15 protein-coding genes and 3 tRNA genes are annotated in these 12206 nt (G+C 57.0%); 11 read left to right on the top strand and 7 right to left on the bottom strand.

What is annotated here, in order from left to right; translation table 11 throughout:
- Positions 1 to 337: 337 nt before the first annotated feature.
- From ACQZ63_RS17885 to ACQZ63_RS17870, 4 genes are all read left to right on the top strand, one after another.
- Positions 338 to 413, top strand: a tRNA-Lys gene (locus tag ACQZ63_RS17885).
- A gap of 310 nt (positions 414 to 723) precedes the next feature.
- A complete protein-coding gene (locus ACQZ63_RS17880; RefSeq protein WP_111799525.1) occupies positions 724 to 1305 on the top strand; it encodes a DUF1003 domain-containing protein in 582 nt (193 codons plus the stop codon).
- A gap of 236 nt (positions 1306 to 1541) precedes the next feature.
- Positions 1542 to 1829 (top strand): hypothetical protein, encoded by a 288-nt coding sequence (locus tag ACQZ63_RS17875; RefSeq protein ID WP_162692066.1) that lies wholly within the window; start codon positions 1542 to 1544, stop codon positions 1827 to 1829.
- 33 nt (positions 1830 to 1862) lie between these two features.
- Positions 1863 to 2342 (top strand): pyridoxamine 5'-phosphate oxidase family protein, encoded by a 480-nt coding sequence (locus ACQZ63_RS17870; RefSeq protein ID WP_236762891.1) that lies wholly within the window; start codon positions 1863 to 1865, stop codon positions 2340 to 2342.
- An 11-nt stretch (positions 2343 to 2353) separates the two neighbouring features.
- On the opposite strand, the gene ACQZ63_RS17865 is transcribed toward ACQZ63_RS17870, so the two are convergent.
- The 3 genes from ACQZ63_RS17865 to ACQZ63_RS17855 all read right to left on the bottom strand — a co-directional run bounded on the left by ACQZ63_RS17865 (position 2354) and on the right by ACQZ63_RS17855 (position 5095).
- A complete protein-coding gene (locus ACQZ63_RS17865; RefSeq protein ID WP_113555750.1) occupies positions 2354 to 3097 on the bottom strand; it encodes a glycosyltransferase family 25 protein in 744 nt (247 codons plus the stop codon).
- 143 nt (positions 3098 to 3240) lie between these two features.
- Positions 3241 to 4497 carry a D-Ala-D-Ala carboxypeptidase family metallohydrolase gene (locus tag ACQZ63_RS17860; RefSeq protein ID WP_448799337.1) on the bottom strand — a complete coding sequence of 419 codons (1257 nt, stop codon included), beginning with the start codon at positions 4495 to 4497 and terminating at the stop codon, positions 3241 to 3243.
- Positions 4498 to 4654: 157 nt separating this feature from the next.
- Positions 4655 to 5095 carry a VOC family protein gene (locus ACQZ63_RS17855; RefSeq protein WP_003515949.1) on the bottom strand — a complete coding sequence of 147 codons (441 nt, stop codon included), beginning with the start codon at positions 5093 to 5095 and terminating at the stop codon, positions 4655 to 4657.
- Between the two features lie 190 nt (positions 5096 to 5285).
- Here ACQZ63_RS17855 and ACQZ63_RS17850 point away from each other — a divergent pair, with 190 nt between their 5' ends.
- Both ACQZ63_RS17850 and ACQZ63_RS17845 read left to right on the top strand, forming a co-directional pair.
- Positions 5286 to 5864 (top strand): cold-shock protein, encoded by a 579-nt coding sequence (locus ACQZ63_RS17850; protein ID WP_013636345.1) that lies wholly within the window; start codon positions 5286 to 5288, stop codon positions 5862 to 5864.
- On the top strand, positions 5864 to 6349 hold the full coding sequence (locus ACQZ63_RS17845; RefSeq protein WP_013636346.1) for a DUF192 domain-containing protein: 486 nt from the start codon (positions 5864 to 5866) through the stop codon (positions 6347 to 6349). The genes ACQZ63_RS17850 and ACQZ63_RS17845 overlap by 1 nt, the downstream gene beginning before the upstream one ends.
- 59 nt (positions 6350 to 6408) lie before the next feature.
- Here the strand turns inward: ACQZ63_RS17845 and ACQZ63_RS17840 are convergent, their stop codons facing one another.
- Complete coding sequence (locus tag ACQZ63_RS17840) at positions 6409 to 6657, bottom strand: BON domain-containing protein (protein WP_003515953.1); 249 nt, start codon at positions 6655 to 6657, stop codon at positions 6409 to 6411.
- 211 nt (positions 6658 to 6868) lie between these two features.
- On the opposite strand from ACQZ63_RS17840, the gene ACQZ63_RS17835 reads away from it, so the two are divergent.
- Entirely contained in the window at positions 6869 to 7138 is a 270-nt protein-coding gene (locus ACQZ63_RS17835) for a DUF982 domain-containing protein (RefSeq protein WP_003515956.1), read from the top strand.
- A 582-nt stretch (positions 7139 to 7720) separates the two neighbouring features.
- On the top strand, positions 7721 to 8863 hold the full coding sequence (locus ACQZ63_RS17830) for a ceramide glucosyltransferase (RefSeq protein ID WP_113555749.1): 1143 nt from the start codon (positions 7721 to 7723) through the stop codon (positions 8861 to 8863).
- Between the two features lie 54 nt (positions 8864 to 8917).
- On the opposite strand, the gene ACQZ63_RS17825 is transcribed toward ACQZ63_RS17830, so the two are convergent.
- Positions 8918 to 8994 (bottom strand) — tRNA-Pro (locus ACQZ63_RS17825).
- A 265-nt stretch (positions 8995 to 9259) separates the two neighbouring features.
- Between ACQZ63_RS17825 and ACQZ63_RS17820 the strand changes: the two genes are divergently transcribed.
- Positions 9260 to 9565, top strand: a complete 306-nt coding sequence (locus ACQZ63_RS17820; protein WP_003495468.1) for an ETC complex I subunit — start codon at positions 9260 to 9262, stop codon at positions 9563 to 9565.
- A 51-nt stretch (positions 9566 to 9616) separates the two neighbouring features.
- Positions 9617 to 9693: transfer RNA gene (locus ACQZ63_RS17815), tRNA-Arg, on the top strand.
- A 7-nt stretch (positions 9694 to 9700) separates the two neighbouring features.
- Here ACQZ63_RS17815 and ACQZ63_RS17810 read toward each other — a convergent pair.
- Positions 9701 to 10438: a DUF429 domain-containing protein gene (locus tag ACQZ63_RS17810; RefSeq protein WP_112497460.1), complete on the bottom strand. Its 738-nt coding sequence runs from the start codon at positions 10436 to 10438 to the stop codon at positions 9701 to 9703.
- Positions 10439 to 10502: 64 nt separating this feature from the next.
- Positions 10503 to 10658 (bottom strand): hypothetical protein, encoded by a 156-nt coding sequence (locus ACQZ63_RS17805; RefSeq protein WP_003515963.1) that lies wholly within the window; start codon positions 10656 to 10658, stop codon positions 10503 to 10505.
- 236 nt (positions 10659 to 10894) lie between these two features.
- Between ACQZ63_RS17805 and ACQZ63_RS17800 the strand changes: the two genes are divergently transcribed.
- Positions 10895 to 12193, top strand: a complete 1299-nt coding sequence (locus ACQZ63_RS17800) for an efflux RND transporter periplasmic adaptor subunit (RefSeq protein WP_113555993.1) — start codon at positions 10895 to 10897, stop codon at positions 12191 to 12193.
- Positions 12194 to 12206 lie beyond the last annotated feature (13 nt).

The following is a 12206-nucleotide window of genomic DNA, read 5'->3' as shown; positions in this document are numbered from 1 at the left end:
GAACTCCGCATTGACGCATGTCTCCCAAAAGCGGGAATCGGTTTTGGGATAACGTCACGCGCAAAAAGATCAGCAAGGCACGTCGCGATTCCCGAGATTCGCCGCGTTTCACGCTCTCATTTTGGCGCATGCCATTGCCGCAAAACGATTTCACCCGTTTGCCAGACATGTCTGAAGCCGCTTTTATCCCCAGCCGCCCCCTCTCTCCAATCACCTTTTCGGGGGTGCGACAAAAAAAACCGGATTGATTGTAGAAAGCGCTTTTTTTGGGTTGACCGAACGGATCGCTCTACCTATGTTCCGCGCACTTCCGAAGGGCATCCCAGCCCCGACACGGGAGAGCGTAGCTCAGCCGGTAGAGCAACTGACTTTTAATCAGTAGGTCCAGGGTTCGAATCCCTGCGCTCTCACCACCTTCATCAAAGATATCAGTAAGTTAAGACGCATAATGCTCATCGATATGTTCGCTGGCGGTAACGATATGCGCTTGCGCCGCGTGACATGAAGTTGCGTTACGACAGATCTCGTCCCTGAAACTGCCTCCCAAAAGAACGCAAATCGCCGCCCTCCCTGACACGCCGTCCCCTGCCTCGCGAACCGGCCGATAAGGCCGCTCAATGCAAAGCATGGTACGATGGCGTGTGCTAATACCTGATCCGTGTAGGGGCGGCCTTCGGTCCGGAGTCGGTTGTCGGATTGGCGCGAGCCAAGGGAGAAAGAACAATGGCAACCCATATCGAAGACGACAGTGACATGCTCATACCTCAGGACCTGGCGGAGGGAGCGAGCCGTTATCTGGGGAAACCGCTTGAGCTGCTGCCGGACAGGGAAAAAGCAATATTTCGTCGTCTTGCAGCAAGGCGCACCATCTCGGCGGACGCGAATGCGGTTTTCGACGAGAGACTGACGCCCGGCCAGCGGCTTGCGGATACAGTTGCCAAATTCGGTGGCTCCTGGACCTTTATCCTTATATTTGCGGCTTTGCTTGCGATATGGCTGAGCGCAAACATCATCGCGGCTTCGAACGCCTTCGATCCCTACCCGTTCATTTTCCTCAATCTCATCTTATCCATGCTCGCAGCGGTTCAGGCGCCGGTGATCATGATGAGCCAGAACCGCCATGCGGCTAAGGATCGGATCGACGCCGCACATGACTACGAGGTCAATCTGAAGGCAGAGATCGAAATCATGGCGCTGCACGATAAGTTCGATCGGATGCGCTCTATCGAGCTGAAAGCCCTCGTCGATAAACAGCAGCAGCAGATCGACCTTTTGACAAAACTCATGCTGAAACAAACAGGCTAGAAAATTTACGACAAAATACGGAAAATCGCGCCCGCGCGCCGATTCCATTTGCAACGGAACGCGCTTTGTGTGCCGGTGGTACAGTAGCAGCTGCAGCACTTCATGGATGGTTTCCAGACAAGCTATGTGCTTGCGCATCCCTCATATAGAGCGCAGAATAAATCAATCGCAGCATTTGAAGCGGGCGCTGTTGTGTGAAGGTGCATCTGCCTTGGCCCCAACCAAAGGAGGACGAAATGTCTTCCATCAATCGAAAACGAAATGTCGATCCAGATCGTGCGCCCCTGCTCGTCAAGGCGATCGACAGGCTTGAAAAAGGTGCTGCAACGTTATGCGGCTCCACGAAACTCGGCGCGTGCAGGCGAGTTCTGATCGCCGCCATTCGACGTGGTTCCGGCAGGCGTAAACCAATCCCGGCTGCGTCGGCTCCTCACCATAAGAACCGGGAAATATTTCAGTCTACCCAAAAATCCGGAAGCCCGGCTGTCGAGAGATGGGAAAATGAAGGCGGCGCGATCAGATGATCGTTGTCACCTGCCCAGAACGGAGTGATCATCATGGCGTCAAGTGTCCATCTAGAAGAAATGACATCGGCGGAATGCATCGCATTCCTTTCCCGGATGAGCTTCGGGCATCTTGCCTGTATCGATCATGACAGGCCCTATGTGGTGCCGATCCATTTCGTGTTTCACGAGGGTGGAGTCTACAGCTTCTCGATGATGGGAGCCAAGATAGAGAATATGCGCCTGAACCCTCATGTTTGCCTTCAGGTCGATGAGGTCAAAAACACCAGCACGTGGACAAGCGTAATTCTCCATGGCCTCTATCAGGAGCTTGAAGATAACGAGCAATGGCAAAGCGAGCGGATCTACGCCTGGTCTCTGATCCAGAAACACCCGAACTGGTGGGAGCCGGGAGGCTCAACGATCCATCCGCACGAAACTGGAACGGACTCCACCAAGCCGATTTTCTTCAGCATCCAAAAAGAAAGCCTCACGGGCCGCAAAGCGGTCCAGAGGGAAGATTTCGTGCGTTAAGCGGCCTCCCTCTACAGATAGCCGTACACATACCGCGCGATATTGTCATAAAAACTGGAGAGATAGGCTGGCACCCGGTTCAACCGGGCAAATTTGCTGCCGCGATATTCCGCGCGCGTTCCGACCAGCGTGTCCGGATCGCCGAAAGGCAGAAAATCCTTTTCGGTGACGTAGACATGCGTGCCGTAACCCCAGCCGCATTCCAGCGCCCGGTCGAAAGGCAGCGTCATCACCCTTGCCGCTTTCAGAAACTCCTCCGCTCCACCGCGTGAGATGATATAGCAGGCCGACGATCCCTGTGGCCCGTATATGCAGCGCCCCAGCTTGTCTCCGAGAGCGCTGGTCTTCCTGGCTCTGAAACCTCTGTGGCGGTGATTGGTCAGCTTTACGATGGAATTCTCAGGCATGATCGCGACCATTGCCTTGACCCGATCGGAGAAGTCAGGCGTGAAGGTAACATCATCCTCAACGATCACGGCCACCGGCACATCCGTGGCAAGGAATATCTCCAGTGCCTTGATATGGCTGGCATAACAGCCATACTCCCCAGGCAAGGCATGACGGCCGTTGCGAAGCTCAAAGCCGCGCCTGTTAAAATCCGTCCATTCGGCAGCGGGAATGGTCTTACCGTCAACACCTTCCACCGGGCGCAAATCCAGCCCAAGACCTGATGCTCCGTTCAGCATCTTTTCAAGACGGGCGCGCGCTCTGGCGATGGAGATGATGTAAACGGGAAAAGCGGATATCGGCAGCATTCGGAAAGCACCATGCGCATAGAGTCGGGAAACCGTCTCCTACAGCATGTGGCGCACCCTGTCTGCATGCCGTGATTTCCACGCCGGCGAAATTTCGGGCGAGCAACGCGCAAGCTTTGACGGTTCGAGAATGCGGCGCGAGATTATTTACGCGGGGCGGTGCGGCGGCAGCGCCAGTTCCAGTCTCTGGCTTCGCCCGTATCCATGTGAACCGATTCGGTGTGGCAATAGGTGCCTACACCACCACGCTGCGGCATCGAGCGCAGATAGGACGCAAGCTCCCATTTGGAAACGCCCTTGATCTGAATGTCGGCTGCATCGCAGGTGTAGTGCTTGGAACCCTGCCTTATGCCCTTTGGCGGGCGATAACCCGAGGTGACGATGGCCGGGCTGTTGTAGTGGCGCTCGACATCCTTGATCATGCGCACCAGTTCCGGCTTGAAACAACCGACTTCAACATGATCGGTCTGCAGGAAAAGCCCGTTCGGAGAAACTCGAGTGAGGCCGGAGAGCGAGGCAAGCTTCATCAGGCCGGCCGGCTGGTCATCCTCGTCTTCGAGATGCGCATCGTCGAATTCGTCAGACATCATCGAACGGCCGGAAAGCGCTATACCCATTGTCCTGTCCGATCCGCCGGAGAGCGCCGCAACCTGCGTATTCTCCGCCGTACCGTTTTCGATCATTTTCGGAAGGCGCTTCTTGGCCGCACCGGCGAAGAAAGCTGCCAGCGGCACGACTGTGCCCTCACTTTCCTGCCCCTCGCCTGCCCGTTTCCCGGCTCCAGAAGACTGCACTGACGCAGCTGCGAGCTGTTCCGACGCATTTTGCGGCGCTGGTACGGGAACCGCCTGACGGTTTTCGCTATGCTGTTCTGCCGGTACCGGCACGGCAGTCGGCACTTGTCCCGTTGCGGATACCGGTTGCGGCTGTGTCGCCTGCACTGGTGCCGAATAGACGCTGCTGACAGCGGGCGCGATCCCCTGGGAAGGTGCGCCCGCTGCGGCTGTAGCCCCCGCCGCAACGGCAGGTCTGCTTGAATATATGCTTGATGTACCCGCGGAAATCGCCGTCGGTTGCGTCGTCAGGCCGCCAATATCGGCGGCGGCACCGTAACCCTGTCCGGGGCCACCGGGCGCCTGCGGCTGGGCCGCAACGGCCCCGCCGGTTGCGAAGGCCACGGCGGGATCCACATAATGCCCCTGCTGCTGTTTGGCGGCCGGATTATGAACCGCCGATGCCGCCTGCGCCTTCTGCTCGGCGGAAATCGCCGGCTTTTTGCTATTGGCAGCCATGTCGTCATCCGTCACCGCTGAAACGCATCCGGAAAGCCCGAGCAACGAAACCGCGACAACAAGACGCTGACAGGCAACGCGTCCTTTCGCGCTATCGACTGCTTTCATGGGTGGCCTCCGTATCTTGCATTTACAACAGCAGCACGGGAACGGAATCGTCTGCTTTTTCAAAACAGGACATGCCGTTTCGATTCGCGGACTATGCCTCAACCCATCCGGACAAGGCAAGAGTGACCGAAATCGTCTCTTCTGGTCGGGAAAACCCCTACCACGAACCCGTATTCTGCATAGATATCCACGGTTCGGCTGGAGCGAGGCTTTCGCCCTTCTGCAAGATTTCGAAGGAAATACCGTCGGGCGAACGAACGAAGGCCATGTGACCGTCACGCGGCGGCCGGTTGATCACAACGCCATTTTGCTGAAGGTGGGCACAGAAGTCGTAAATATTGTCGACCTCATAGGCCAGGTGCCCGAAATTGCGGCCGCCGGTGTAATCTTCGGTGTCCCAATTGTAGGTGAGTTCAAGGGAAGGCGCCTTTTTTTCCCGCGCCGCAGAGATATCGTCGCGCGCTGCAAGAAAAACCAGAGTGAAACGGCCTTTTTCGTTTTCGATCCGGCGTATTTCCTCGAGACCCATCAGGTCGCAATAGAATTTCATTGATTCGCCAAGGTCTTTGACGCGAACCATCGTGTGCAGATACCGCATTTTCTTCCTCTCCAATACGCTTTTCCGGGCCATAAACGCATGATCGCAAGCCCCGGACAAGGACGGCGACATAAAAGCAGCTACGCAAATCAAAAACTAGGGCTTGCGTGGAACCGTTACCAAGATGTTAATCTGGTACACAGGAATCAGTTGACCGGTGTGTGGCGCGTAATCGAGGGGTTGGCAGGATATGGCTGATAGGATGTCATCGAAAACGATAGTCGATGTCGAGGACCTTTCGGCCGATGCCGTGGACCTGACCGAAATCACCGGCGCGGTGAAATGGTTCGACGTTGCCAAGGGTTTCGGCTTTATCGTGCCTGACAACGGCATGCAGGACGTGCTGCTGCATGTCTCCTGCCTGCGCCGCGATGGGTATCAGACCATTCTCGAGGGTACACGCATCGTTGCCCTCATCCAGCGGCGTGACCGCGGCTTTCAGGCCTTCCGCATCCTGTCGATGGATCAGTCCACCGCCGTTCACCCGTCGCAGCTGCCGCCGGTGCGCACCCATGTGCAGGTCACGCCATCAAGCGGGCTTGAGCGTGCAATCGTCAAATGGTTCAACCGCACCAAGGGTTTCGGCTTCTTGACGCGCGGCGAAGGCACTGAAGATATTTTCGTGCATATGGAGACGCTGCGCCGCTTCGGCCTCACTGAACTGCGTCCGGGCCAGGTGGTGCTGGTGCGCTTCGGCGATGGCGACAAGGGTTTGATGGCGGCGGAAATCCACCCCGACAACCCGGCCCCGATCGGGATGTCGCACTGATGTCCGCTGTGTTTCGCAACTTGATGAAGAGCGCCGTTCTGGCGCTTCTTTTTTTCACGCTCTCAAGCGCAGCACAGGCTCAACAACAGCAGACGTTTCAATCCGAACCGCTGACGATAGAGACCGCCTCCGGAGAAACCCACGAATTTGTTGCGGAACTGGCGCTGGACAACGCCCAGCGCGAACAGGGCCTCATGTTTCGCAAGTCCATGCCGCTTGGAAGCGGTATGCTGTTCGATTTCGGCAAGGAGCGGGATGTGGCCATGTGGATGAGGAATACTCTCATTCCGCTCGACATGCTGTTCATCGCCCGGGACGGGCGCATAACCCATATCCACGAGAACGCCGTGCCACACTCAGAAGCGATCATCAGCTCCCGTGGGTCGGTCAAATTCGTGCTTGAACTGAATGGCGGCACTGCCAAACGCTACGGCATCAAACCGGGCGATCTGGTGCGCAGTGCACAAATCGGCAACCGGAAATGACATTGCCGCGTTATTGCGTCTGAAAAGGCCGGACGACGTTTCGCTCGGCCGGCAAGATCTCAGTAGACCGGCTCGATATGGCTCAAAATCCGGCAATTGGAAATGGATGCGGCAAGATTGATGGCAATGTCGATTGCCTCTACCGAATCCGCCGTCCCTTCAAGATAGATCACGTCATTTTCGACGGTTGCGGAAATCCGCGACTTCTCGAGACCGTTTTCGAAAGCCAATGCAGAGGTGATGGCCTCGCATACACCCGCCATGCGGTCTCCAAAGAAGCTTTCCTGAATGCCTGACAAATTGAACATGTGCGTTCTCCTTCTTGGCTATTACAACGCCCGAATCACGGTTTTGTTCATCTCCGGTTCATCAATTCGTTCATCTTCCATTCATCTTGGCAAATTGGAACCCCCTGCCCGATCACATTTTAGGTGATCGGGAACCATTTCGTGAGGTGAGCATTTCGCGCATGGGAGTGAAATCTGCCGTCAAGGCGCATGAAACAGGGAGGAGAATGACATGCTGATTAACAAAACGGAGCCGTGTCACCACGCCTCGTGGATGAAGCCGGTGGCGATCCACCTGCCGCTATCCGCAGCGGTGGAAATCTACAGCCCTCTGGTGGCGCTGGACATGCTGATGTACCGCTGGCCGGACGAACACGGACCGGAATATGAGGACGCACGCAGGAACTGTCTCGATGCTATCGCCGGAAAATGCGACATCGAAAAAGCGCGGGAATCGTTTCTGGTCGCAAGCAGCCACGCGCATATTCTGAACATCCACTAGCTCGTCATGTGGAAGGCTTTGTGAATATTATTGACCAATATCAATAACTTATGGTGATGACAACCGGATGGGCGACAAGTCGATCTGCGTTCATCAACATGCCTCCATAGGTCAAAACAACGGGCAATCCACCTGCGTGGATCGCCCGTTTGATTGAAGCCTGAGCTTCGTCCTATTCAGATGGCCGGGTGCACAGGGATCGGGAGGTTGGTGTGAGATACACCGTCTTAGTTTTCCCCATGCACCGGCAGTCAATACTCGGATAGATTTCGGTCTTACAATCGGTGTTTAGACGTGACTATTCCTGATAGCGCGGCAGGCCCGCTTCGTCGTTATGGCATTCAACCAGGCAAACAACCGTCTCCCCTAGCGAACAGGTTGCCTGGAAAAACCGTTCACGCTTTCTCGGTAACAAACGCGGCATCGACCCGTGCGCCAGGGGCGCATGAACGACCGAAGTCGGATCCTGCCTGCGGAACATGACATGTAACTGTCATGCAAACGTTATAATCCGCAATGACGAATTCCATGGAATCGGTTGGCGGGTAAACCGCTGAAAGCTTGGGAGTGGAACTGGCCAGCATGGAAACTGTTTTTGCCCTTTGCGCAATTCTGCTCCTCGCCTTCAATCTTCTCGGCGTCGTTCTGGCAGGCTGGCGGCTTAAAAGACGCGATACGGACAACGCACTTGTACGACAGAAGCCGCCGGTATCGCTGGTGGTGCCGCTGCGCGGCATCGAAACTTTCACACCGCTGACGCTGTCGCGCGCCTTCCAGCTCAACTGGCCGGACTATGAGCTTCTGTTCTGCGTCGCCGACGAGTTCGATCCCGTGATCGAGGAAGTGCGCAAGGCAAGCGCGGCCTTCCCCGCAGTTTCAGCGCAATTGCTCATCGGCGATGATCGCATCAGCGCCAATCCCAAACTGAACAATTGCGTCAAGGGCTGGCGTGCTGCCCGGCACGAATGGGTCATTCTGGCCGATTCCAATGTTTTGATGCCGCAATCCTATATCGAAACCATGATGTCGGCCTGGCGGCCGGATAGCGGACTGGTCTGCTCGCCGCCACTCGGCTCCCGGCCGGATGGCTTCTGGGCGCATGTGGAATGCGCCTTCCTCAACGGCTCGCAAGGCCGCTGGCAATATGCGGCGGAAGCCATCGGCACGGGCTTCGCGCAGGGCAAATCGATGTTGTGGAACAAGCCGTTCCTGGAAGAGCGCGGCGGCATCCGCGCGCTCGCCGCCGAAATCGCCGAAGATGCCGCTTCCACGAAGCTGGTCAGAAATGCCGGTCGCAAGGTACATCTGGTGTCGGCCCCGTTCGAGCAGCCGCTCGGACAGCGCCATGCCGGTGAGATCTGGTCGCGGCAGACCCGCTGGGCGCGGCTGCGGCGCGTCACCTTCCCGCAATATTTCGCCCCGGAAATCCTCACCGGCGCGCTTCCCCCGCTCCTCTTCGCGCTCGCTGCCGCGGTTGCCGCGGATGCGAACCTTGCCGTCACCGCGATTGCCGTACTCGCCATCATGTATGGCCCGGAACTGGCGCTCACAGCTCTCAACCGGTGGCCGGTATCACTCTATACCCTTCCGGCAATGGTCGCGCGGGATGTCATCATGCCATTCGTCTGGGTACGCAGCTGGATCGGCAGCGCGGTTGCATGGCGCGGCAATGTCATGACGATCGGCACGGCCGAAAGCACATTGGCCGGACCTTCAGCGGACTGAACGGAAGCTATTATTTGAAGGGGTTACACCGACAAGCGAATGTTTCGCTTTAAATGGTCGGAGTGGAGAGATTCGAACTCCCGACCCTCTGGTCCCAAACCAGATGCGCTACCAGACTGCGCTACACTCCGCCGAGGCGATGGCTGGGGAATACACGGTTCACCCGCAGTCCGCAACAGGGAAATTCATCTTTGTTGAGCCCATTGCCTCGATTGTTGAAAACTCATGCGACGCGATGGGACCGTGAAGAGGCCGCAAGGGATAATCGTCTTGACTCTCACATGGAGTCGGTCCATTTCAAATTCAGCGTTCCTGACACGATTTGGTTATTCTATTCAGGTCCGTGAATAGTAATCCGGGGCGCATGCCCCACCGCCCAACCGGAGCAGTTTCGACATGTCTGCGAAGATTTACCGCCCTGCAAAGACCGCCATGCAATCCGGCAAGGCGAAAACCAATGTCTGGGTTCTGGAATTCGACGCTGAGGTCCCGCGCAAGATCGATCCGATCATGGGATACACCTCGACATCCGACATGAAGCAGCAGGTAAAGCTGACATTCGAGACGCAGGAACAGGCAGAAGCCTATGCACAGCGCAAGGGCATCGAATACCGCGTCATCCAGCCGAAGGAAGCAACCCGCAAGGTTGTATCCTACACGGATAATTTCCGCTTCAACCGCACCCAGCCCTGGACGCATTGAAGAAGACGCACTGAACGATTTTTAGCCGGAGCAATAATAGTCCGGCACGACGGCCCCTTAGCTCAGCTGGATAGAGCGTCGACCTTCTAAGTCGAATGTCGCAGGTTCGAATCCTGCAGGGGTCGCCATCTCCATCTAAACTGCCGCTTTCGGGATCCAGATCGCGGAAATGTCGTCGCCATACGGCACTGCCTCACTCTCCAAAGCACAAATCCCGACCCAGGCGCACACGACGGCATCCATCTTGTCCTCAAAAGCCTTCATCTCCCATCCCTTTGCGTTCGTCGCGGGAATGATGAGTGCATCGGCAACCCCACCTATCCGTCGATCCAGATGTGCGATGATGAAAGACCAGACCTCGAGGAGTTTGGCGCGACGGTCTGCGGACGTATCCGACCGCCAGTAGCTGCCGACTTTTCCCTGCTTATACGGAAGCCGTTTCGCGGCGTTGGTCAGTTCAACAAGCGCAGGGTGCGGGTAGACTTCGAGCAGACCGGGACTGCTGATTTCCCTGGTTAATAACGGATATCCCGCAAGTTCAAACCCCATTTTAAGATCATCACTGACCTTGCCGGGCCTGATTGCATTTGGGGTATGGGTGCCGCATTGCCGGGAACCATAGGCGGAAGACACCAGATTGTCCGAAGCACGGCGGGCAGTAATCGGTTGATGCGAGAGCGGCATATCAATCGTAACGAGATCGATCTTGCATCCTGCAAGGCCTTCTGCGGCCGCCAGAAGCGCCGATGCTTCGGCAACTGATCCCCTGGGGCGATCAGCGAGAACCGGGATATCGGTTCCACAGGCGAGGAAGCCAACGTAGGAAGATGCGGCGGCACGCAGCGTCCAGCCTGTTCCATCGTTGATGACCAAGGCGACCCCGCTTGGCTGGGTAACAGTCCATGCGGCGTCTATACCCAATACGGCTTTCAGAGCGTCACCCCTGCCCGAACAGCGTAAAATACCCCCAGGCGGCGGCAAAAAAAGCGATGATGGCGGCGATCGTCAGGGCTTTTTTCGATTTTGGCCCAAGCGGCTGGCGCGGCTTTTTCGGGGGCGCCGGTTTGCGGAACTTCACCACATTGTCGTTCATTATATCATCGTCCTGCATGTCGCTGCTGAAACCGGCGCCACATCAATGGCATCGGCCTTTTCGGATTTATCTCTAGCAGACCAGAGCTATCATAAATATTACCAAGTTTTCACTTCCCCCTTTGGGCAAGCTATGTCACTTCCCACAATCAGAGGAATACAAACAGCGACAGACGGACCGGAAACAGGGGTTGGAAACAATCCTCTGTGGTATTTTGAATTTTGCGGGTGACGAAAATGAATGACGCCAACACCAATGGCCGCGACACGGAAAACAGCCAGCCCGATCTGCGGGACATTCTGGGTACCAGCAGGTCAGGTAGAAAGAAGAAGTCGCGCCGCTATCTCTATGCCGCAGCAGCCGTGGTGCTGGTCGGCGGGGGCCTTGGTTATTATTACCAGTCGCGTGCCGCAGGCGTCGCCTATACCTACACCACGGAAGCGGCGAGACAGGGCGACCTTTCCGTCATCGTAACCTCCACCGGCTCAGTCCAGCCGACCGATCAGGTCGACATATCGAGCGAATTGTCCGGCACCATTCGCAAGGTCAACGTTACCTATAACAGCCCGGTCAAATCAGGCGATATTCTGGCGGAACTGGACACCAACAAGCTGGAGGCCGACGTGCAGAGCGCCCGCGCCAAGCTCGCCTCCGCCAAGGCCAATGTGCTGAAGGCGCGCGCCGATCTCGGTTCGGCAAAAACATCGATGGAGCGTCTGCGGTCCCTCGTCCAGAGCCGGGTCTCCAGCCAGCAGGATCTGGATGCCGCGCAGTTCAACCACGATGCCGCCGGCGCCACGCTACAGGTCAACGAGGCGACCGTGCTTTCGGCGGAAGCGGATTTGCGACTGGCCGAGGTCAATCTCGGCAAGGCGAAGATCGTCTCGCCCATCGATGGTGTCATCCTCACCCGCAGTGTCGATCCCGGCGCCACCGTCGCCTCCTCGCTCAACGCTCCCGTGCTGTTCACCATTGCTGGCGATCTGCGCCATATGGAATTGCAGGTGTCGGTGGATGAGGCGGATGTCGGCAAGGTTGAAACCGGGCAGAAGGCCACCTTCAACGTCGATGCCTATCCCGACCGTAGCTTCCCGGCTGAAATAGAGACCGTGCGTTTCGCCTCCGAGACCGTGTCTAACGTAGTGACCTACAAGGGCATATTGACGGTGGACAATGAGGAATTGCTGCTGCGCCCCGGCATGACGGCAACCGCCAATATCGTCGTTGAGGAGATCAAGAATACGCTGCTGGTGCCGAATTCCGCGCTCCGATATACGCCGCCGCGCGAATCCGCCTCCCGTGGCGGTGGCTTGATGAGCCTGTTCCGCCCTCCCCGCATGGGCCGGTCGCAGAACCGCGATGCCGGTCCGGCCGCGACAGGCAAAAGAACGGTGTGGGTGCTGCGTAACAACACGCCCGTCTCGGTTTCGATCGAAACCGGCTCCACCGATGGCCAGCATACCGTGGTAAAATCGGGCGAGTTGAAGGCCGACGATCTGGTGATTACCGACGCCTCAGCCCGCAACGCCGGCTGACGGAGGAAAACCG

This window comes from Agrobacterium sp. CG160-95 (assembly GCF_053521725.1).
The sequence above is the reverse complement of the archived record's forward strand: the minus strand, read 5'-3'. Positions and strand labels throughout refer to the sequence as shown.

Excerpts from the sequence above, each read along its gene's own strand:
- ACQZ63_RS17800 (WP_113555993.1), top strand. The coding sequence starts at position 10,895 with ATGAATGACGCCAACACCAATGGCCGCGACACGGAAAACAGCCAGCCC.
- ACQZ63_RS17875 (WP_162692066.1), top strand. The coding sequence starts at position 1,542 with ATGTCTTCCATCAATCGAAAACGAAATGTCGATCCAGATCGTGCGCCC.
- ACQZ63_RS17835 (WP_003515956.1), top strand. The coding sequence starts at position 6,869 with ATGCTGATTAACAAAACGGAGCCGTGTCACCACGCCTCGTGGATGAAG.
- ACQZ63_RS17830 (WP_113555749.1), top strand. The coding sequence starts at position 7,721 with ATGGAAACTGTTTTTGCCCTTTGCGCAATTCTGCTCCTCGCCTTCAAT.
- ACQZ63_RS17880 (WP_111799525.1), top strand. The coding sequence starts at position 724 with ATGGCAACCCATATCGAAGACGACAGTGACATGCTCATACCTCAGGAC.
- ACQZ63_RS17845 (WP_013636346.1), top strand. The coding sequence starts at position 5,864 with ATGTCCGCTGTGTTTCGCAACTTGATGAAGAGCGCCGTTCTGGCGCTT.
- ACQZ63_RS17865 (WP_113555750.1), bottom strand. The coding sequence starts at position 3,097 with ATGCTGCCGATATCCGCTTTTCCCGTTTACATCATCTCCATCGCCAGA.
- ACQZ63_RS17805 (WP_003515963.1), bottom strand. The coding sequence starts at position 10,658 with ATGAACGACAATGTGGTGAAGTTCCGCAAACCGGCGCCCCCGAAAAAG.
- ACQZ63_RS17870 (WP_236762891.1), top strand. The coding sequence starts at position 1,863 with ATGGCGTCAAGTGTCCATCTAGAAGAAATGACATCGGCGGAATGCATC.
- ACQZ63_RS17860 (WP_448799337.1), bottom strand. The coding sequence starts at position 4,497 with ATGAAAGCAGTCGATAGCGCGAAAGGACGCGTTGCCTGTCAGCGTCTT.
- ACQZ63_RS17850 (WP_013636345.1), top strand. The coding sequence starts at position 5,286 with ATGGCTGATAGGATGTCATCGAAAACGATAGTCGATGTCGAGGACCTT.
- ACQZ63_RS17840 (WP_003515953.1), bottom strand. The coding sequence starts at position 6,657 with ATGTTCAATTTGTCAGGCATTCAGGAAAGCTTCTTTGGAGACCGCATG.
- ACQZ63_RS17855 (WP_003515949.1), bottom strand. The coding sequence starts at position 5,095 with ATGCGGTATCTGCACACGATGGTTCGCGTCAAAGACCTTGGCGAATCA.
- ACQZ63_RS17820 (WP_003495468.1), top strand. The coding sequence starts at position 9,260 with ATGTCTGCGAAGATTTACCGCCCTGCAAAGACCGCCATGCAATCCGGC.